Source organism: Chlamydia sp., from assembly GCF_017472245.1.
Taxonomy (GTDB): Bacteria; Chlamydiota; Chlamydiia; order Chlamydiales; family Chlamydiaceae; genus Chlamydia.
The window spans coordinates 1-19,312 of the sequence record NZ_JAFUQR010000005.1; the positions used below are offsets into that span (position 1 = coordinate 1).

Here is a 19,312-nt window from a genome sequence, read left to right on the forward strand (position 1 = left end):
AATTAAAACAATAAATAACCAAAAAAAATCATGTTAATAGCAACTATACATGAGTAGGATAAACACAGCACCTAATCGAGGTGTCAAAGAGTTAAACATAATCAAATGAAAAAAACAAAACACCTTATCTCTAAAATCACATTCAGCCTGGCCTCCCTTTTTATCGGAGGATGCCTATTAAAAGCCCCAGCACCGACTCAATCTGCCGATACCTTTCAAACTTTTATTGAATCCAATGAACCTGTTATCTTTGCAAAACAGTGTGGCGATAATGTTACCCAAGTTCTCTGTGACGCTATTGATTCTGCAAAAAAAAATATTTTTCTTAGCATTTATGATCTTTCCGCTCCTGCCATCACAGCAAGTTTGAAAAAACAAGTGTCCGCTCAGATCCCTATATGCATTCATTACCAACGCATCTCCAAAAATGCGGATTTCTCAGAATCCCCCTATCTTACATTGGTAGAACATCCCCCCGTGGGAAGAAAGCTTATGCATCAAAAAACCTTATCTATCGATGAGGAAACAGCTTGGCTAGGATCAGCAAATTTCACATTAGCCTCTTTAGAGAAAAGCGCTAACCTAATCATTGGTTTAAAAAGCCCAGAGCTTTGTCATTTCATCAAAACACAAACTTCTGGCCGTTGCTCAATCGATCAACAACACATCGAATATTTTTCGATCAATGAGGGCAACTCTTTAGCTTTAGACAGAGTACTCCATCACATTCGTTCTGCTAAGGAATCTATCCAAGTGGGTATGTTTGCTCTCACTCTTCCCCAGATTATTGTCGAACTGAATGCGGCTCAAAACCGTGGAGTTGATGTCATGATTTTAGTCGACAAAGGATTCAAATCCTTTACTGTACAACAGATTAAGCAACTAGAACATCCTAGCCTTTCCATTTACGAAAAGGTGACTCCATACCAACTACATCATAAATTTGGAATATTCGATAAAACCACTCTAATTACAGGATCTGTAAACTGGTCTGAAAATGGTTTTCTTCTGAACACGGAAGACATGATCATTATTGATAACCTTACGGAAAAACAGCAGCAGAAAATGCAAGCAATCTGGGAAGGATTAGTGAAGGAATGTGCTTTATATTACTCCCCAGATCAAGAAAAAGAAAACGACCCTTTAATTATTCCTTTTCCTCCAAACGAGGGGAAGCAAGCTGCTTAATTTTTGCAAAAGATTACTCGTCCTCTTTGTTGTGGAATAATGACAAAGTCATCTCCAAAACTCTTTCATTACGAGCAATCACCCATGCTTCTGCAGCATGAGCAATCGCTTGTGCTGCAGCAGTTCCAATCCGAATAGCTTTTTTAGATTTTCTAGTAATACGGGAACCTAACGATTTGAAGCGTTCTGTCTCATCATCCCAAGAACACTCAACAATACCTGTTCCCTGTTGAAGCTTATGGAAATTGAATCGAAAATGGCGCAGCTGACTAAGCAGTACCTTAGTTTGTTTTTTAGTTAGAATTTTAAATTTATGGCCTTGTTTTTTTTCTTTATCTTCTTGATCAGCAATGACTAATAAAGCCATGCGCAACGCCTCATTACGAGAGATCTCTTCAGCAATCTTTTCTGATATACTACCAGAATGACGTTCATGAGGATCTTTCGCTATGGCTTGAAAAGCCATCAACCCATAAGGATCAAAAGGGATAATTCTCAAGAATCACCTCCCGCGTCCTCAGTTTCTCTAGTCTTATCTTGATTCTGGTCCTGCTCCTCTGAACCACCATCATGATCCCCTGAAGATTCTTGCTCGTTATCGTCATAAACAGCAAACACCCCAGGTTTCCCTTGCACAGAAAAACGTGAAGAAACACTGAATGGTGAAGGCGTCTGAAAAATAATCGCAGGATCAACAGCAACATTACGGTACTGATAAATGAGAGGATCTGGAGGTCCTCCAGGACCTTTTCGGTGATCCACTTCTTTCTTATAATCATTCACAGAAAGAGGAGTGGGAGCGAGCGCAGCCATTCCCAAATGAGAGGGGAACTGATAAGCTGAACTTATGACATCATTTCCTGACTTTTCAGCAGAAACATTGAATTTTTCAGCACTTTCTTTTGGAACCCAATCCTGACTGACATTAGTATTTTCTGCTGGAAATACGGCACTTTGTTGAACGGCAAAAGGAATTTCATTAACGTCCCATGGAGACTCTCCCATTGGGAATCTGTAAGAAGCTTCTTCATGCAAACCTGTTGTTGGTAAGGGAATCACAGATCTCTCTTCGCGCGTATCAAAAGATATACTTTTCGAAGAAACATCTTGCCCCCAAATATCTTCCACCCTTTCTTTTTTAGAAAAGTTATGGGGGATAATTCCTGAAAATTTAGGTGCAGGAAACTGTGTAGATCCCGTCCCTGGTGTTGAAGATGCTACGAAAAATGTCATCTCCTGACCAGAGCTCAATAACGCAGCCATCATCTTTGCCATAGCGGCCATCTCTTCCAAAGAGAGCTCTTCTTTTTTCTTCTCTCCTTCTGCAGAGGAGGGCTCATCAACAACGGAATTAACGAGTCCTTCCATAGATACACTTGCCGACTGATTACCCATATCTGATACATCAATCATACCTTCATTATTGACAGTAGGAGCTCTACGTAAAAGAGATGAAGTCTCAACATTAGGATCTAAAAGAGAAGAGACCATCTCTCCTCCTAACCGTGATTCCGTCCATGTTTTGATTGTATGCTCATTTAGAGAAGCAGCACGGATAGTAGGATTAAAAGAGGCTAAAGCTGTCACTTCTCCTGCGGATAAATGCTCTACAGACACAGGATCATGCAAAGATGTTAACGATGGAGAAGCAGATAGAGAAGTAGCCCCTAAACTACTCTCAGTTGTTGGAGAAATGTCTGATGATTGGACACCAAATCCACTTGCTCCGAGATAAAAATTTTGCATTTCAGGAGAAACGCGATTTCCTTTCTTTTTTACATACTCCATCTGACTAGGGATCATAGACATCCCTTCGCCATTTGCTTCGGCCTTACGTGCAGAGATACGAGAAGCTCGAGTCCCAAATCCTGTCAAAAACCCTTGAGTACCTGCACGAACTTTAGAAAAATTTCCTTTTAATTTTGCTTTGGGAGATTGCGAAGTCTTATCGAGAGTTTTTTTATACTTACCCTCGCTCTGCTGTAAATCTGAGACATAGTCCAGTTCTACTCCTGAGCTTATGATAGCTTGTTGTTCCGCAGACGATGTCTCGCTAGGTCGAGCAGCTCCTGATGATTCTTTAGCAGCATTTGCCGATGCAGCCTGCTTACCCATCAAGATAGAGGGGTCGAAATCAGGTGTTGCAGGAGATACATTACCACTTCCAGAAACAGACATGCTTTTTCCTAAAAAAACAAAAAACCTGTGAAGATAATAATAATTTTAAAATGAAACAGTTAATAATAAAACAAAACAAATCCATGTAGATCAAAATCTTTTTGAAAGAAAATTTTTAGACAAAAAAAAACGCAAGGTCTTTGTACCTTGCGAAAAAAAACCAAAAATAGGTCAGACAGAAAAAAAAGCGGGTAGATGCAATAAAGTGCATCTCTGTAACCCCAAGCAGGCCTCAGCCTAACCGCTCAGTAATAAAGATTTTGGAAGTCTTTATTACTAAACGGTCTTTGGGGCCTATACATTACACCCAGGCTCCCCATCTTTCCATTGTAGGTTAATCCTACGTGTTTAGTTTTTTTATTAAAATCCGTTTGTCCCCTAACTACATTTCACTGAATATCTACCAAAGTTATGTAAATCCGTTTCTACAAAACCATTTTGGTAAGTAAAAATCAAAATCTGATCAGAATTCTTGGACGTCTGTTTATCTAAGAGAGAATGCACCAACTTATCGAATTCCTCAGCTCGTTCTCGCAATGCATATTTCGAGGCCGTACTGTAGTGGTGTTTTCTCCCTTTTTTGGTTTCACTCTCAGTAGAAAAAGGGAAATACTGTCCCGTCTCACGATCAATCACTTGTGCTAACTTGCGACAGTTTCTTTTTTTCATGAGCGGAAACCAGCATATTTTTTTAAAAAGTATATTTTAATAATAAAACAAAACAATTTTTAAAAACAAATTTTTAAAGTTAAAAATTTATTAACAAAAAAAATGCAATTTTTATTACTCCCCCCTAGTTGCTGTAAATCACTTTATCTTTTATAGTCTGATCGTGTTTTCTAACCCTAGAGGCCTCCTATTCCCCGGCACAAAATTTCTTCCCTAACTATCTCTAAAAGATTCTTGAGTAATCTTTCGCTAATTGTTCTGCTCTCGGCTTCCTTAATCAGTTTTCTCTTTTTTTCTCGCTATTTCCCAAAATGGCGTCCCGTGTATTTCTCTCCTCTAGTCGTTACTACGTTCTATTCTCATCCTAAAGAACGGGTTCTTCTTTGGGCTTTGCTGTCTGGGCTCCTTTGCGATATGGGCTCGACCTGTTTTATGGGTATTCAAGCCTTTCTTTATGTGAGTACCTCCCTTGTTCTCTACAAAACCCAAAAATTTTTTATCAAAGAGCGCTGGCTCTCTCTCCCTCTAATCAATGCTTGTTTTGCTTTGACCTTTTATGGATTGTCTTATCCGGTCCTTGCATTCTTCAACCGCCCTCTTTGTTTATATGGCGGAGCCCTTCTTGCAGACTTACAACATGTAATTTTAGTAGATCTTCCCTATGGAGCTCTTCTAGGTCTCTTAGTCTATAGAAAACCTTATACTCCTCAAATCTAATGCCCCTCTGTCTTCTAGTTTGAAAAATTCATCAGCTTTTGTACACTGGGCGAGAGATTCTATTCTCTCCCAAAGACAATCTGATAATGAAACTATTCAACTAAGTACTTGTACATGTTATTGAAAGGTGCTCCGGCAGCTGACCGCATTCTAGCCACAATCAAAGAAAATATTCGCTCCCACTCAAGTGCCCCAGGTCTCGCTGTTGTTTTGATAGGGAATAATCCAGCTTCAGAAATTTATGTGAATATGAAGGTGAAACGCGCTACGGACCTAGGAATGCTATCCAGATCTTATCGGAAACCTTCAGACGCTACTCTTTCAGACATTTTAGCTCTTATTCAACAGTTAAATTCTGATGAAAGCATTCATGGAATACTTGTTCAACTCCCACTACCTGCGCATCTAGATACTCAAGCAATTCTCTCTTCTATTGCTCCAGATAAAGACGTTGATGGACTTCATCCCGTGAATATGGGTAAGCTTCTTCTTGGAGAAACTGGAGGATTCATCCCCTGCACCCCCGCTGGTATAGTAGAGCTTCTCAAATATTATGCTATCCCTCTCTATGGGAAACATGTTGTTGTTTTGGGAAGAAGCAATATTGTAGGAAAACCTTTAGCTGCCCTACTCATGCAAAAATACGCAGACACTAATGCCAGTGTAACTGTGCTACATAGTCAATCTGAACATCTTGCAGAAATTACTAGAACTGCTGATATTCTTGTTTCCGCAATTGGAGTTCCTCTTTTTGTTACAAAAGAAATGATTTCAGAAAAAGCTATTATCGTGGATGTGGGAACATCGCGAGTGCCTGCAGCTACTCCAAAAGGATACTCACTTGCAGGAGATGTGGATTTTAATAATGTTGTACCTGCCTGCCAGGCTATTACTCCTGTCCCGGGCGGAGTTGGCCCAATGACCGTGGCCATGCTAATGAGAAATACATGGGAAAGTTTTTCACGTCATACATCTTGATTGTTGTAGCTCTCTTTTTTCAATCATGCTCCTCTCCCTCAAAAACAACCTTTGAAGGAATACGCATGACTATTCCTTATCGTATTATACTAGGAGAATCTTTTTCCTTTTCTCAACTAAAACAAATCGAAGAAGAAATCGATAGAGTTTTTTGCCTTATTGATAACACGTTTAATAATTGGAATCCTTCTTCTGAAATCTCCTGTATCAATCGCGCTGAAACACTATCTCCTATTCCTTTATCTGCAGAGCTCTTCTCTTTTTTATGCGAAATAGATCGTTTTCATGCTTTCTCAGATGGTCGGTTCGATCCGACTTTAGGAGCGTTAAAAACTTTGTGGATGCTTCATCTGAAATCACAAACTATCCCTTCTCAAGAGGTACTACAATCCTATAGACAACATACAGGCTGGCATCTGCTCTCTTTAGATAGAACACAACAAACAATAAGAAAACTATCTCCTTTCGTGCAATTAGATCTCTGTGGGACCGTAAAAGGATTAGCAGTAGACCTATTGGGGACTGTATGTTCTCAATTCTGCCACAATTACTATGTGGAGTGGGGCGGGGAAATTAAAATAGCAGGAAAACATCCTTCTGGAAGATCTTGGACAATTGCCTCTTCAGCGACCCCAGATATCCTTTACCTTGATAATCAGGCTATCGCAACGAGTGGCAGTCAATACCAAAGATGGTTTGTCAACAAAAAAACCTATACGCATATCCTAGATCCTTTGACAGGGATCCCCTTGGAGGATAGTAATTATCCAATCTTAGCAGCATCCGTAATTCACGAAAACTGTGCCTTTGCAGATGCAATGGCTACCGCACTCACCACTTTTTCTTCCAAACAAGACGCCTTAGATTGGGCAAGAAAGAAAAATCTTTGTATCTATATTACCGATAAGAGCGCTTCATAGCAGCTGCTAACTCACGATTTTTTTCTCTTTCAATAATGGACTGGCGCTTGTCATGTGCTTTCTTCCCACGGCAACATCCGACACGTACCTTAACATATCCCTTGGAGAAGAAAAAACTCAATGGAACTACCGTTAATCCTTTTTGAGAAATACGTGAATCCAATTTTTGAATCTCATACTTATGTAAAAGAAGTTTACGCTTGCGATGCTCTTCGTGATTATTGATATTCCCAAATCGATAAGGTGCAATACTTGATTGCAGCAACCATGCTTCTCCTTTAGAGATAGTCACATAAGCGTCACTTAAATTCCCCCCATGATCTCGCAAAGATTTAATCTCTGTTCCTGTTAACACTATTCCAGCATCAAATGTCTCGAGTATCTCATAATTATGAAAAGCTTTGCGATTCGAAACAATTTCCTTAGCGCTCATGTTTTTACCTCTTAAAAACTAAGGAGAGTATAGCAAAAACAGTTTCTTCTTAAAAGCACCGTTACTTCTCCTTACATACAAAATAGATTCGTCCTTTGTCGTTGATAATAATCCCAATCAGCAAGTACCATGTGGTTTCCGCCTCAAGGAGCCTTTGCCGCAGCCGTCTTTTGTCAAGATATTTTTTACTAAAGCTGGTCCCAAGAGACGACTTATGCCTCCGCGCTATGAAGCTCGGTTGTTCATTCCAAGAAGACTTGCATGATTACAGGAAAGTAATGAAATTTGTTATCTCTCGCAATGAATTAGGAAATCTGATCAAAAAAGTTCAGAATGTCGTTCCGCAAAGCACGCCCATTCCGGTATTAACCCACGTACTCATAGAAAGCTGTAACGATGAATTAGTATTCACAGCTACAGATCTGACTGTCAGTACACGTTGTGTTGTTAAAGCAAAAATCTATGAATCAGGATCCGTAACGATCCCCTCTCGACGCTTCTTTCAGCTCATCCGCGAACTAACAGAAGCAAATATAGAGGTAGCTGCAAACTCCGGGGAAATGGCAACTATTACTTCGGGATCTTCATGCTTCCGTCTCTTAAGCATGGGGAAAGAAGATTTTCCTATGCTTCCTGATATACAAAACTCTCTCCGATTTACGCTGGATTCTGAGCAACTTAAGGATATGTTCCAAAGAACGTCTTTCGCTGTCTCTCGAGAAGAAAGTCGGTATGTACTTACTGGAGTGTTACTTTCCATTTCTAACGGAACGATGACGGTTGTTGGAACCGATGGAAAGCGGTTAGCGAAAATCGATACAGAAATTTCTCTGGATCCTAGCTTTTCAGGTGATTATATCATCCCTATCAAAGCTGTTGAAGAAATCATTCGTATGTCTTCGGAAGACACTCAAGCAACTATCTTCTTAGATCAAACAAAGATTGCTGTAGAATGTGGTAATACACTTTTAGTCACAAAGCTCCTCTCCGGAGAATTCCCAGACTTTTCCCCAGTAATTGCTACTCAGAGTAATGTTCGACTAGCCCTTCACCGAGAAGAGCTTATTTCTCTTCTCAAACAAGTCGCTCTCTTCACAAATGAGTCTTCCCATTCTGTAAAATTTAGCTTCTCTCCAGGAGAACTCACTCTTACAGCCAACTGTACCAAAGTAGGAGAAGGAAAAGTAAGCATGGCCGTAAATTATACAGGTGAAACACTAGAAATCGCTTTCAATCCTTTCTTCTTCCTAGACATACTGAAACATAGTCGCGATGAACTTGTCCAATTAGGAATTTCAGACTCCTATAATCCTGGAATTATTACGGACTCTACTCGCAGCCTATTTGTGATTATGCCTATGAGATTACACGACGATTAATGAGAGTTTTTTCTCTATTTCTTAAAGATTTTAGAAATTATGCGGAGCTCCGTTTAGAATTCGGGCCGGAAATGAACTCGGTTTTCGGCCTTAATGCTCAGGGAAAAACGAATCTTCTTGAGGCTCTGTATATTTTGTCATTGGGACGTTCTTTTCGAACTAATCGGTTGACTGATGCTATCCGTTTCGGAGCTTCTCATTTTTTTATAGAAGCCGTATTCTCTCAGAAACAGGTTTCCCATACGCTCTCTATTCAGGTAGATAAACGAGGAAAGAAGATCCTTTTTGACGGGGCTCCCATTACTAAATTATCTGAGTTAGTAGGGTTATTTCCTGTTATTCTTTTCTCTGTAAAAGATAGTGCGATTATCGAAGGACCTCCGGCAGAACGTCGCCGTTTCCTTGACCTTCTGCTAGCCCAAGCCTCAGATAAATATACCGAGCATATTTCCCTATATCACAAATCTTTGGATCAACGCAATTCTTCTATTAAAACACAGGATCTTAAAACCATTGCTGCATGGAATTCCCCGCTTATTGCCTACGGAAGCCTGGTTACCTTCTTACGTCATGAATGTACTCAGAAACTTAATAAAATTTTTCAAAATCTTTGGGATAATACATTAAAAGAGTCTCTCTCCCTTCGCTACGAAAGCTCTCTCATCATAACGGAATCTCCTTCCCTCAATGACATAGCAAATCAGTACTATGAACAATTGCGAGTGGCTCATACCAAAGATCTTGAAGTTGGCTACACTACGGTAGGACCACATCGAGATGAACTTGTAATAACAATGAATGACCTTCCCGTCGCTAAATTCTCTAGTGAAGGACAAAAACATTCCCTTTTAGCTGTTCTCCGATTTGCTGAATGTATATATCTTCGGGAAGAATTTTTCATTCATCCTTTGTTGTGTATGGATGATATTCACGCTTGTCTTGATCAACAGCGTTTAGATCAGCTCTTCGAGCTCTCAAGCTCTCTAGGACAGACAGTTACGACTTCTACTATTTGTCCTCATCATTCGGATACGAAATCTTTTATTTTTCATGTTGCAGAAGCGCAAATATCACTTGTCGCTCCTACCCTTCTATAATGTTCTTTTCGCAATCATAGATTTTGCATTTGTTAATTAAAACAAAGCTTTTCGTTTTATTTTATTAATAAAAAGATATTTAAACTGTTTATTGAAATTAACAAAACAAACACTTGTTTTTAATAAAACAAACTTAATTAAAATAATATTAATCGGTGTTGCGAAATGAAGAATTTTTTATTAACTATACTCTTTCTATTAATGGGAACCTCCCTACTAGCAGATCCCTCTGTTATTCAAACACTAACATCTGGGGTCTCTGGGGTAAACTCTTTCCGCGAAGAAAAAGAATCCGTGGTGTGTGTTCATGCATTCCTAAGATCCTATAGTTCGCTAAAACCTATCGGTAGGATTCTAGAAAAAGAAAATTACGATGTTTTTATTTGGAACTACGAAACTCGGAAATTTACGTTAGAAAAGCATGCAGAACATCTTATTCGACTACTCAATAAGATCGCAGAACTAAAACCTGGAATACCTATTAACTTTGTTACACACTCTGTCGGAGGTGTTATTGTTCGCGTTGCATTGGCGCATCCAGACTGTCCAGAAGAAGCGAAAAAAGGGAAAGCTATTCTCATGGCCCCTCCTAATGCGGGATCTACATTAGCAAGACGTTACAGTCGCAGCTCTCTAGTACAATTTGTCTTTGGGGGAAAACTGGGCATGCAACTCCTTACTTACAGCCCGGAGAATATGTTAAATGTCGCCAAAATACCTCCTTCTGTTGATGTCTTAATCTTAAGCGGAAATAGAAGAAGCAAATTTTTACCATTTCAGTTAGAAGAAGCTAATGATGGAAAAGTCTGCGTGACAGAAACAAGACTTGATACGCCTCATCAAAATTATGTGATTGATGCGAATCACACCTATATCATTACCAATAAGACCTCTTTGTTCTTGATGAAAGAGTTTTTAAGAAATGGCAGCAAAAGCCCTACTCTTACACAAGTTCCAGAAGAAATAGAAGCTAGTATGAAACAATCTCCTAGATCTTCGGAAAATAAAGAGAAAAGTAAGGATATCTACATCATTCATTGTTTGGGGGCCCATCCATATAGCCTTTACGGGTTCCCCAAAAAAAACAAAACATCATCCAATGAAAACCCTAGAAAGATCTTGAAGAGTCAAGAAAACAAAAAATAAGATCAGCAGAATCATGAAAGGAATTAACCCCTTCTCAATTAGTCTCATATTCAATCGGCGTCTGGAGCAAATCTCCCATAAACATAGAAGTATATAACCCCCATCTAGAACCGGAATAGGGAGCAAATTCAATACTGCTAAATTCATGCTGATCAAACCAATCCAAGCCAAAGCTTCAGGGACTCCCATGGACCATCCTGTATGCAAGACGCGGACTATTCCTACAGGCCCTGATAACCACTGTGGACTTAACCGACCCATTCCTAAAGCTCTTACAGTCCTTAAGCTGTCTGAAATAGACTCTTCTATTAAAGCTAAAGGAGTTGGATTATATTGAACAGCTAGATCCTTAAGGGGAATACCCAAAGAGATACGCTGTTTTTCCGCTTCGATTCTTTCCAAATAGTGACGTCTTTCTTGTTCATCTCGAATCTTAGAAACAAGAGAACGTTGTTTATTCAACAACTCTTCAGAATAAATATGTGCCCAAGGTCTTGGCTGTATTCTAGTTACTAAACGATACTCTCCTAATTGAGAAACTTCTTTCTCTTCTCCCACAGATTCTGCAATTCTTAAAAGGTCATCCATATCATAAGAATTGATAAACGCTTGATCTGCAGCTCTCTGATCTAAAATAGTGAGCTGTTTTGGAGACATTCTCTGGAAGATCAAAGAAACTCTATGATCTTGCACAAGACGTAAAATATCCGCATTGCTTATAACAGGAATCCCATCAACAGCAATAATTCTGTCTCCTAGCTCTAAATGGTAATCTATTTCCCCCCAATTCTTGTTTAAAAGACCGATCTTACTTTCAACAAATCCATCGCTGTTAATAATATAGGGGAGCATGTGTAAAGATGCCCATTTTCCTTTAAGTCCCGCCTCGTACTGACAATCGATGAGTTCGTTCTTATAGTATGGAGTTAGATGCAAATCCCCTGCTAAGACTCTTACGTGACGAACAAAGATAATCTTTCCTTGACGCTCAACTCGTAAAAATGCTTGTTTCTCATTTAACATTTGAGCAATCTGTGCTCCAGAAAACACCAGCTCTCCGTCCATCCATACTAGACGATCCCCTTCAGATAAACCTGCATCTATCAAAGGAGATTTTTCCGGTAGAGGCTCATTTCCACGATAAAGCAAATAACTAGCACCCAGACAAGGAACTCCTTCCAAACTGGGATTGAATGGAGCTTCTAAAGAAAAAGCTCCCGTTTCAGAGAAATAGGCTGGATGCTCTCCCTGTAATAAAAGCTTTCTATCAAGCAAAGAAGATGAAAACGCCATTTTACTTCCAGAATAGGGCTGCCCATTACAAAAGAAAATCTGATCTCCTAGATGCAGTCCCTGGCGTTCCAAAGAAGGGTGAACCCAACCAACAATACTTGTGTGTTCAGAAAAAGATTTGGTTCTTCCTCCAGAAACATACAGAATCCCAAAAGCAACTAGAGCTGCGAGTATATTAGCCAAAGGACCTGCAGCTAAAACAAAAATACGTTTCCAAGGAGACTTACTAAAAAATCCTCCAGGAATATCGTAAACAGTCTTTTCCCTATCGATGGACTTATCTTTGTTGCTCTTATCCATCCCTTTGATACGAACATATCCCCCAAAAGGAATAACTCCTATTCGATACTCTATGCCTCTTACTGTCTTGCGCACAAGTGCAGGACCAAAGCCAATGCTGAAACTTTCTACAGTCATCCCCACAGCTTTAGCAGCCAATAAATGGCCGAGCTCATGAATTAAAATGAGGAAGCCTAAGGCTAGAGCTGCAAGAACAAAATATATTATTGTCATATCTATATACCCGGGTCATCAGCACTCTAGGTAGCTTAACACTACACTTAAAATCGCTGCTACATACACCTCTACAAAGAAGTTTTAATACCATTTATAGAGGCTCCATAAAATAAAGAACCGCCCCTATATTACACGATCGTTTTTTTCCGCACCACAATCGAACAAGAGAGAACATCTTCACTGAGAGACCAGGTTTAACACTCGCAAGCAAGAGCTCTTGCTTCAGAGTCTATTTGAATCACCTCTTCTAAAGACAAACATGGTCGCACTGTATGCTTATCCATCAGTACTTGCAATTTGGGCAAAATTTGATGCCAGGCAATCTCCCCTGCTAAAAATCTTTGGACTAAACCTTCATTAGCCCCATTGAAAAAGCAACCTGAAGACCCTTTCTCACACAAAACCTGTTTCGCCAAACGGATGCTAGGAAATCTTTCCTCATCTATGGGGAAAAATTCTAAAATTTGCCTTTCACGAAAATCTAATCCGGATCTTAAAGATGGATAGCAATCAGGGAAAGTTAAAACGTGTTGTATCGGGAAAAGCATACTGGGAGGATTCATAACAGAGATAATCGTTCCATCACAAAACTCCACCATTCCATGAACTAGACTTTGTGGATGTATTACAGCATCAATCTCAACAGACTCTAAACCAAAAAGCCAAAAAGCCTCTATAATCTCCAGTCCCTTATTTACCAAGGTAGAAGAATCTACTGTAATCTTAGGCCCCATGTCCCAAACAGGATGTTGTAACACCTCTTGTAAAGTAACTGTTTGCAACTCTTTTTTGGATTTATTCCTTAACGGCCCTCCTGAGGCAGTTAATAATAATTTTTTTATCCTAGAAGAATCCTTGCCTTCTAAACATTGAAAAAGCGCATTATGCTCGCTATCAATGGGGAGAATTTGTACATGATTCTCTTTAGCAAGAGTAGTAACTAATTCTCCTGCCGCTACTAAAGTCTCTTTATTCGCTAAAGCAATTGTTTTTTTCTTTTGAATAGCCGCAATTACCGCTGGCAAAGCATCTATACCAGAAGAAGCAACGATAATCATGTCCAAAGAAGACTCAGATGCAACTGCAACTAACCCCTCTTCTCCTAAAAGAATTTCAATATGAGGGAATAATTTACGAAGTTTTTTATAAGTTACCTCTTCACGGACAGCTACTATTCTCGGCATAAATTCTTTAATCTGAGCAACTAACTTCTCTTGATTTCTTCCATATGCCGCAAGCGTTTCCACGATAAAAGTATCTGGAATTGCTCTAACTACTTGCAAAACCTGTTTCCCAATACTCCCTGTCGAACCAATCAATGCTAATCGCTTCAAATCAACCCCTATGTATTTCGACGAAGTGAAATGTATCTTTTAGCAGAAACGACTATAAGAACTACTAAATAGAAAGCAAGCAATAGCCCCACAGCTAATCCTGACGTAGATAACCCAATCCCATAAACAGAAAGAATGGATCTAGAAAGAGCTGGAGCAACCAAAGCCGAAAGGATTCCAAAAATCATGGAGTAGATGATCATTTCTCGAATAGAAGAGGCTACGAGCTTAGCAATCAGTCCTGGAATCAGAAGAAAAGCTAAAGACATTAACACACCAACAGCTTTAAACGCCCCAACAACGGATACAGAAAGTAAAAACATGATCAGATAATCCACTAATCGTACTGGTATCCCTAAGGAAAAGGCAAAAATAGTATCAAAAGACACGCAAACAAAATTAGAAAAGAAAAAATAAGAGACTCCCAGATTAATCAATAAAACTAGAAATACAGGGAAAATATCCGATTTAGCTAAAGCATCCGCATTACCAATAACGAGCTCAGTCCCCACGTGAGCATTCCGAGTCAAAAAAACAAGAAGCAACAAGCTTGCCGAAAATAATAAAGAAAAAACCAAAGCAGTACTAGCTTCTTCTGCCACTTTGAATACGTTGCGAATAAAATGAATGGACGCACCAGTAAATAAAGTTGTTGAAACGGCCGCGATAGTCAAAGTTCGCATAGACAGGTGTGTGAGCTGGTCAGTAAACAAACAGGCACATACCAAACCAAACAATATAGTGTGAGAAACAACATTTGCATACATCGCCATCTTTTTTAAAACCAAAAAAGTGCCTATTACAGAACAAGACACTGCTATTGATAAAAACACAATTACCTGAATATCATCGATATACAAATGTCCGTTGAATAATTTCCCAGAAAATAGACGAGAAAAAAAGACAATAAAAAATTCAAAAAAAGATACCCCGTAATACGGAGAGACAGCAGCAAACATTTTACTCCCCTTTTCGTTTCGGAATCTCTCGTTGATGCGGATCATAATCTGGATCCTGTAACATCTGTGAAAGCGTGGAATCTAATTCATCTGTCAAAACATGCTCCATCTCTTCAGCAAAATTGTGTACCTTATTTTTATTAAAATCTAATTCACTAACGAGATACGACTCCCACAGTCTATGAGCTCGCACTAACTTAGCTGCCTTTGCTAATCCTTGATCCGTCAAAGACCAGCGATGTTCTGAACAAGATACTAAACCCTTTTTACACAGCAAAAATATTCTGAATCTAGGGAATGCTTTTACCCCAAAATATTCCTGATACTTTCTAGAACGAACAAAGTCTCGCATGCTCACGCGAAAGATGTTCTGCTCTTGCAAATACCAAAAAATTTTCAATAGATGCTCTTCATCTCTTAAAAATAGGAACCATTGTCTTCGAATATATCGCGTAACCCAACCAGTCTTCCAAGAAAAAATCAAACATAAGAAAACTAGCACCCCAGCGAAAAAAACAACTAAAGGCCCTGTTGGAAGGGTAATTGTAGAAATTTTATTTTCCACAGTAGTTTGACATGTAAACGCTACAGAAAAATAACATCCCAAAGCTCCACAAATCCCTCCAAAAATGCTAGACACAATAAGTATTGAGCTTAATCGATCAGAAAGTTGTCTAGCAGATAAAGGAGGAGCAACAAACATTGCAGAAATGAGTAAAATACCAACAGCACGGACACCACTTACTATGACAAGCGAAAGAAAAACAAGGACCACCATTTCTGATGTACGCGTTCTTAATCCACAAGAATAAGCAAATTCTTTATCAAAAATTGCCACAGAGATCTGTCGATACCACCACCACAAAAGAAGCGCAGACAAACAAAAAATTACAAAAGCAATCTTAGCTTCAGCATACCCTAAAGTTGCAGCCTGTCCATACAAATAAGCATTGATCTTATTGTACAAAAGAGGACAACAATCTTTAACATAGCTGACAAGAATAACTCCTATGCCAAAAAAGGAGACTAGAATAAAACATAAAGCAGAATCTTTATGCATGGAAAGTTTTTTCTCTAAAAACGCTATGCATAAACAACCCAAAACAGAAGCCAAACAACCGAAAAAAATAATTACCCACAAAGAGTCAGAAAACACAGGTATTTTGTAAGAAAGAAGAGCTCCTATCAAAAGACCAGGATAACAAGCATGGGAAAGACTTTCACTCAACAAAGGTCGTCTTTCTACTAAAAGAATTGTCCCCCACAAGGCTGTCGTCATGCAAATTAATGAAACAGCCAAAAAACTTGATAGAAAAATTGTATCTTCAAATAGACAACTAAGCATCTAATACGATCCTTGATACCTTCCTCTAGACAATTTGAGAGTGTAATCCAAGAGCTCAAGTTCACACCCATAAGCCTGAAAAATGGCCTCTTTAGTCAAGCATTCCTCTACACTCCCAGAACAGATAAGATGCTTGTTCAGCAAAATAACATGATCAAAGAGCTTACGAACATTACTTAAATCATGATGGATCACTACGATAGTCTTCCCCTCCTTCTTTAATTCTTGTAGAATATCCACAACCATTTGGTAAGAAGCCATATCAATAGCAGAAAAAAGCTCATCCATAAGATATAGATCTGCTTTTTGCATTAATGAACGGGCTAAAAATGCTCTTTGTTGTTGCCCTCCTGAAAGTTTTCCAATCTGACGATTCGCAAAAGACTCTAAGCCAACCTGCTCTAAAATATTCATTGCTTGTCGACGATCATCCGCGGAAATACGATTCCACATTCCTTTATAGCCATAACACCCCATCAACACGAGATCCAAGACAGTCATTGGAAAATCCCAATCCACGCTCGCTCGTTGAGGCATATATGCTATTCTTTGATGCACCTTCGAGAATTTTTGACCAAAAAATAAACTTTGACCAGAAGAAGCACGAATAAGTCCCAAAGAGGCCTTGAGTAATGTACTTTTCCCCGCTCCATTGGGTCCAATGATAGCCGCCTTTGATCCTACTGGCAAAGAAAAAGCAACATGACACAAGACGTCCGCGTGATCATAATTGACACAAAGATCTTCTACAGACCATGCAATGGTATTATCTTTATTCAAGAACAGTTCCTCCTAATTCCTCTGTGATAGTGCGAACATTGTGCTGAAAAGTATCAAAATAATTATTGCAAACGTTGTCACTATACAGAGGAGACTTCGCTAAACGAATCTTCTGCCCGCTCTTTGAACAACAAACAATTTTTCGTAAAGCATCCTGATTTAACGTATCCTCTAAAAAAACGACTCCCACATCATTCACACAAATATACTCCACTACTCGCATAATATCCCGAATACTAATTTGGGCTTCAGGAGAAAGCCCCTCAGGAGATATGCAACGCTTCTTCCAGTCTCCAGACTCACGCTCTTCACTAGAAGACAGGTATCGACGAGTAAAATAACTAAACGCGTTGTGTCCAGTTACTAAGTAACGATTCTTCTCAGGAATAGTCCCAAGAGAACGCACTGCCCAGTGATCTAACTCTTTCATTTCCGACAAAATACGATCCGCATTACTCTGAAATTCTTCCGCATATTGAGGAAATTTTTGAACAAGAGCTGCCGCCATCTCTTTTACAGCGGCACTCCATACTTGCATATCTGTCCAGATATGTGGATCGGGGAATCCATTTTCACTCAAAAGTTCAAAACTTTTGTTATTAAGTAAACGAGACCCTAAATCTACCACTTTAGGATTCCCTTCCAAATGTTTGCGTAAACTTGCTGAATGCTCTAACCCTAAACCATTACAAAAGATAAGCTGACTCAGAGCCATTCGATCTTCATCTCCTTTAACCATTTCATATGAATGAGGATCTATCGCGCCATCAATTAATACAATATTTCTAACTCGATCCCCTGTTATACGAGAGACACAATCATAAATCATACGATTCATAGACAAAACGTAGATTTTTTCATCAATTGGCTTATCTTCCTTATTAGAGGAGCAGCTATTCAGTAAACAACAACTCACAAAACATAAAAATCCTCTAATAACCAGCTTATATTTTCTAAAACGGAAAAAAGACATAGGAGCCTCCAGATAGCCTAAGCGAGAAACCAGCTCTGAGTTTCTTACTATTTTCAAAATGATATAAAAATCTGCCGAGTCTCCTGCTATTACAATACAAGTATAGATCCCCGACTTGTTGCGACATAACCATTGAAAGACAACTTCGCAAATTTTTTGTGGAAACACGCACCTTTTACGCAATTCCCCCTCTAATAATGCCAAAAGCCATGTCACAAAGATACTTTTAACAAAGATGGATTTATATCCTCAACTCAAAGAAACCCCTCTCCGGTATTCTAAGTAAATCTTAAACAGCCTTTCTACACAGCAATAAAAAAGACAATCACTATAGAAAATGATTCTCAAAAAAAAGATAAAAGATCTCATGACAATAGTAATTTTGTCTAAACAGATTCTCATTACTAACCAACAATCAGGCATATTTATTTCTTTTGTCAGTCTCAAAAAAATCTCTAAAATGATATTGCAAAAAACCAAAAACCACTATAAAATTCGCCAAAAGATAAACACTAATTGATTTTTATTTCGACCGAACATTAAATCGAAAAAAAACAGGTCAGTGACTATTACAGTTAATAAAGTAAAAACTATCATCTGTAGAACTAGATTCATCCATTAAGGAGCTATTCATGGCTACGGCACAGATTACTATCCAAGAAGAAATAGAGCAGCTCATAGCGAAAGCGATCAATAAAGTTGGCGGAAGTAAAGAAAATGATCTTTGCCGTTATCTCCCAGGACCAACAGGCGGATATATGCATCATTTCACTTTAAAAAAGATGAAAAATTCTGCACCGGAACAGCTTCTAAAAATGTTGAGAACGTTTGTCATAGACTCTATGACCCCTAGATCTATCAGTCCTAAACCTCGGGCTCCTCGAGGTTCCAAGAAGCGTCGCGACTTTGTTAACTTCACCAAAACTGATATTGAACGAGTCCTAGAACTTGCCCGTCAGGTCGGTGATAAGGATCTTCTAGCTCGGTTCAGTCCTAAGAAACCTCTCCCTTCACTAAAAAGAGAGCTTATTCGCTCCATTCGTAATAATATAGTGAGCACGGAGCTTTGGAATGCTTACGTAGAAGCACTTTCTCAACCAGTAGAATAAAAATATAAAAATTTTTATATCTGATATAAAATCATCTTTCTAGAGGGCTCTTCTAAGGAGCCTTTTCTCTCATTGGGCTCTCCCCCCCTTTTCTATTGCCTTCCGAGTCCTTTGATGGTATACTCTTTTCCTAAAGGCTGAATTTCTGTCATTTTTTACTTCAACCCTTCAGCTTCTCAAGAGGAGGGTGTTATTTCTCTACGTGATTGTAAAAATTCAGCTGGAATGAGCATTAAAGAAAACCAGGGATCGTGATGCTCAGAAGGAAATTACTTTTAAAGTTCGTTGATTTAATCAA

General features: G+C 39.0%; 18 protein-coding genes. 8 read left to right on the forward strand and 10 right to left on the reverse strand.

What is annotated here, in order from left to right:
• The first annotated feature begins 105 nt into the window (after window positions 1-105).
• Window positions 106-1,188 (forward strand): phosphatidylserine/phosphatidylglycerophosphate/cardiolipin synthase family protein, encoded by a 1,083-nt coding sequence (locus IJ490_RS01090; RefSeq protein WP_291892009.1) that lies wholly within the window; start codon window positions 106-108, stop codon window positions 1,186-1,188.
• 13 nt (window positions 1,189-1,201) lie between these two features.
• Here IJ490_RS01090 and IJ490_RS01095 read toward each other — a convergent pair whose 3' ends face one another.
• From IJ490_RS01095 to ltuB, 3 genes are all read right to left on the reverse strand, one after another.
• Complete coding sequence (locus IJ490_RS01095) at window positions 1,202-1,687, reverse strand: hypothetical protein (protein ID WP_291892011.1); 486 nt, start codon at window positions 1,685-1,687, stop codon at window positions 1,202-1,204.
• Window positions 1,684-3,366: a hypothetical protein gene (locus tag IJ490_RS01100; protein WP_291892014.1), complete on the reverse strand. Its 1,683-nt coding sequence runs from the start codon at window positions 3,364-3,366 to the stop codon at window positions 1,684-1,686. Before IJ490_RS01100 ends, IJ490_RS01095 begins: the two co-directional genes overlap by 4 nt.
• A 378-nt stretch (window positions 3,367-3,744) precedes the next feature.
• Window positions 3,745-4,035: a late transcription unit protein LtuB gene (ltuB, locus tag IJ490_RS01105; protein WP_291892016.1), complete on the reverse strand. Its 291-nt coding sequence runs from the start codon at window positions 4,033-4,035 to the stop codon at window positions 3,745-3,747.
• A 252-nt stretch (window positions 4,036-4,287) separates the two neighbouring features.
• Between ltuB and mreD the strand changes: the two genes are divergently transcribed.
• The 3 genes from mreD (at window position 4,288) to IJ490_RS01120 (ending at window position 6,650) form a co-directional block, all read left to right on the forward strand.
• Window positions 4,288-4,752: a rod shape-determining protein MreD gene (gene mreD, locus IJ490_RS01110; protein WP_291893075.1), complete on the forward strand. Its 465-nt coding sequence runs from the start codon at window positions 4,288-4,290 to the stop codon at window positions 4,750-4,752.
• 114 nt (window positions 4,753-4,866) lie between these two features.
• Complete coding sequence (folD, locus tag IJ490_RS01115; RefSeq protein WP_291892018.1) at window positions 4,867-5,730, forward strand: bifunctional methylenetetrahydrofolate dehydrogenase/methenyltetrahydrofolate cyclohydrolase FolD; 864 nt, start codon at window positions 4,867-4,869, stop codon at window positions 5,728-5,730.
• On the forward strand, window positions 5,700-6,650 hold the full coding sequence (locus tag IJ490_RS01120) for an FAD:protein FMN transferase (protein WP_291892020.1): 951 nt from the start codon (window positions 5,700-5,702) through the stop codon (window positions 6,648-6,650). Before folD ends, IJ490_RS01120 begins: the two co-directional genes overlap by 31 nt.
• Here IJ490_RS01120 and smpB read toward each other — a convergent pair.
• The gene (smpB, locus tag IJ490_RS01125) at window positions 6,628-7,083 is read right to left on the reverse strand and encodes an SsrA-binding protein SmpB (protein WP_291892022.1); all 456 of its coding nucleotides are present in this window, start codon (window positions 7,081-7,083) and stop codon (window positions 6,628-6,630) included. The two genes, IJ490_RS01120 and smpB, sit on opposite strands and share 23 nt — an antisense overlap.
• A gap of 278 nt (window positions 7,084-7,361) precedes the next feature.
• On the opposite strand from smpB, the gene dnaN reads away from it, so the two are divergent.
• The 3 genes from dnaN (at window position 7,362) to IJ490_RS01140 (ending at window position 10,705) form a co-directional block, all read left to right on the forward strand.
• Window positions 7,362-8,462, forward strand: a complete 1,101-nt coding sequence (gene dnaN / locus IJ490_RS01130; RefSeq protein ID WP_291892025.1) for a DNA polymerase III subunit beta — start codon at window positions 7,362-7,364, stop codon at window positions 8,460-8,462.
• Window positions 8,462-9,559 carry a DNA replication/repair protein RecF gene (gene recF, locus IJ490_RS01135; RefSeq protein WP_291892027.1) on the forward strand — a complete coding sequence of 366 codons (1,098 nt, stop codon included), beginning with the start codon at window positions 8,462-8,464 and terminating at the stop codon, window positions 9,557-9,559. Before dnaN ends, recF begins: the two co-directional genes overlap by 1 nt.
• A gap of 165 nt (window positions 9,560-9,724) precedes the next feature.
• A complete protein-coding gene (locus tag IJ490_RS01140; protein WP_291892030.1) occupies window positions 9,725-10,705 on the forward strand; it encodes an alpha/beta hydrolase in 981 nt (326 codons plus the stop codon).
• On the opposite strand, the gene IJ490_RS01145 is transcribed toward IJ490_RS01140, so the two are convergent.
• The 6 genes from IJ490_RS01145 to IJ490_RS01170 all read right to left on the reverse strand — a co-directional run bounded on the left by IJ490_RS01145 (window position 10,652) and on the right by IJ490_RS01170 (window position 17,905).
• A complete protein-coding gene (locus IJ490_RS01145) occupies window positions 10,652-12,511 on the reverse strand; it encodes a site-2 protease family protein (RefSeq protein ID WP_291892033.1) in 1,860 nt (619 codons plus the stop codon). The two genes, IJ490_RS01140 and IJ490_RS01145, sit on opposite strands and share 54 nt — an antisense overlap.
• 197 nt (window positions 12,512-12,708) lie before the next feature.
• Window positions 12,709-13,848: a 1-deoxy-D-xylulose-5-phosphate reductoisomerase gene (gene dxr / locus IJ490_RS01150; RefSeq protein WP_291892036.1), complete on the reverse strand. Its 1,140-nt coding sequence runs from the start codon at window positions 13,846-13,848 to the stop codon at window positions 12,709-12,711.
• Window positions 13,849-13,856: 8 nt separating this feature from the next.
• Entirely contained in the window at window positions 13,857-14,807 is a 951-nt protein-coding gene (locus tag IJ490_RS01155; RefSeq protein WP_291892041.1) for a metal ABC transporter permease, read from the reverse strand.
• Window position 14,808: 1 nt separating this feature from the next.
• Window positions 14,809-16,152, reverse strand: coding sequence for an iron chelate uptake ABC transporter family permease subunit (locus tag IJ490_RS01160; protein ID WP_291892044.1), 1,344 nt, complete (start codon window positions 16,150-16,152; stop codon window positions 14,809-14,811).
• Window positions 16,153-16,932 (reverse strand): metal ABC transporter ATP-binding protein, encoded by a 780-nt coding sequence (locus IJ490_RS01165; RefSeq protein WP_291892047.1) that lies wholly within the window; start codon window positions 16,930-16,932, stop codon window positions 16,153-16,155. It lies immediately after the preceding gene.
• Entirely contained in the window at window positions 16,925-17,905 is a 981-nt protein-coding gene (locus tag IJ490_RS01170) for a zinc ABC transporter substrate-binding protein (RefSeq protein ID WP_291893078.1), read from the reverse strand. The genes IJ490_RS01165 and IJ490_RS01170 overlap by 8 nt, the downstream gene beginning before the upstream one ends.
• A gap of 632 nt (window positions 17,906-18,537) precedes the next feature.
• Here IJ490_RS01170 and IJ490_RS01175 point away from each other — a divergent pair.
• Window positions 18,538-19,014 (forward strand): hypothetical protein, encoded by a 477-nt coding sequence (locus tag IJ490_RS01175; RefSeq protein WP_291892051.1) that lies wholly within the window; start codon window positions 18,538-18,540, stop codon window positions 19,012-19,014.
• The last annotated feature ends 298 nt before the right edge of the window (window positions 19,015-19,312 follow it).

Excerpts from the sequence above, each read along its gene's own strand:
- IJ490_RS01090 (WP_291892009.1), top strand. The coding sequence starts at position 106 with ATGAAAAAAACAAAACACCTTATCTCTAAAATCACATTCAGCCTGGCC.
- IJ490_RS01100 (WP_291892014.1), bottom strand. The coding sequence starts at position 3,366 with ATGTCTGTTTCTGGAAGTGGTAATGTATCTCCTGCAACACCTGATTTC.
- ltuB (WP_291892016.1), bottom strand. The coding sequence starts at position 4,035 with ATGAAAAAAAGAAACTGTCGCAAGTTAGCACAAGTGATTGATCGTGAG.
- folD (WP_291892018.1), top strand. The coding sequence starts at position 4,867 with ATGTTATTGAAAGGTGCTCCGGCAGCTGACCGCATTCTAGCCACAATC.
- IJ490_RS01120 (WP_291892020.1), top strand. The coding sequence starts at position 5,700 with ATGGGAAAGTTTTTCACGTCATACATCTTGATTGTTGTAGCTCTCTTT.
- smpB (WP_291892022.1), bottom strand. The coding sequence starts at position 7,083 with ATGAGCGCTAAGGAAATTGTTTCGAATCGCAAAGCTTTTCATAATTAT.
- dnaN (WP_291892025.1), top strand. The coding sequence starts at position 7,362 with ATGAAATTTGTTATCTCTCGCAATGAATTAGGAAATCTGATCAAAAAA.
- recF (WP_291892027.1), top strand. The coding sequence starts at position 8,462 with ATGAGAGTTTTTTCTCTATTTCTTAAAGATTTTAGAAATTATGCGGAG.
- IJ490_RS01140 (WP_291892030.1), top strand. The coding sequence starts at position 9,725 with ATGAAGAATTTTTTATTAACTATACTCTTTCTATTAATGGGAACCTCC.
- IJ490_RS01145 (WP_291892033.1), bottom strand. The coding sequence starts at position 12,511 with ATGACAATAATATATTTTGTTCTTGCAGCTCTAGCCTTAGGCTTCCTC.
- IJ490_RS01155 (WP_291892041.1), bottom strand. The coding sequence starts at position 14,807 with ATGTTTGCTGCTGTCTCTCCGTATTACGGGGTATCTTTTTTTGAATTT.
- IJ490_RS01160 (WP_291892044.1), bottom strand. The coding sequence starts at position 16,152 with ATGCTTAGTTGTCTATTTGAAGATACAATTTTTCTATCAAGTTTTTTG.
- IJ490_RS01170 (WP_291893078.1), bottom strand. The coding sequence starts at position 17,905 with ATGTCTTTTTTCCGTTTTAGAAAATATAAGCTGGTTATTAGAGGATTT.
- IJ490_RS01175 (WP_291892051.1), top strand. The coding sequence starts at position 18,538 with ATGGCTACGGCACAGATTACTATCCAAGAAGAAATAGAGCAGCTCATA.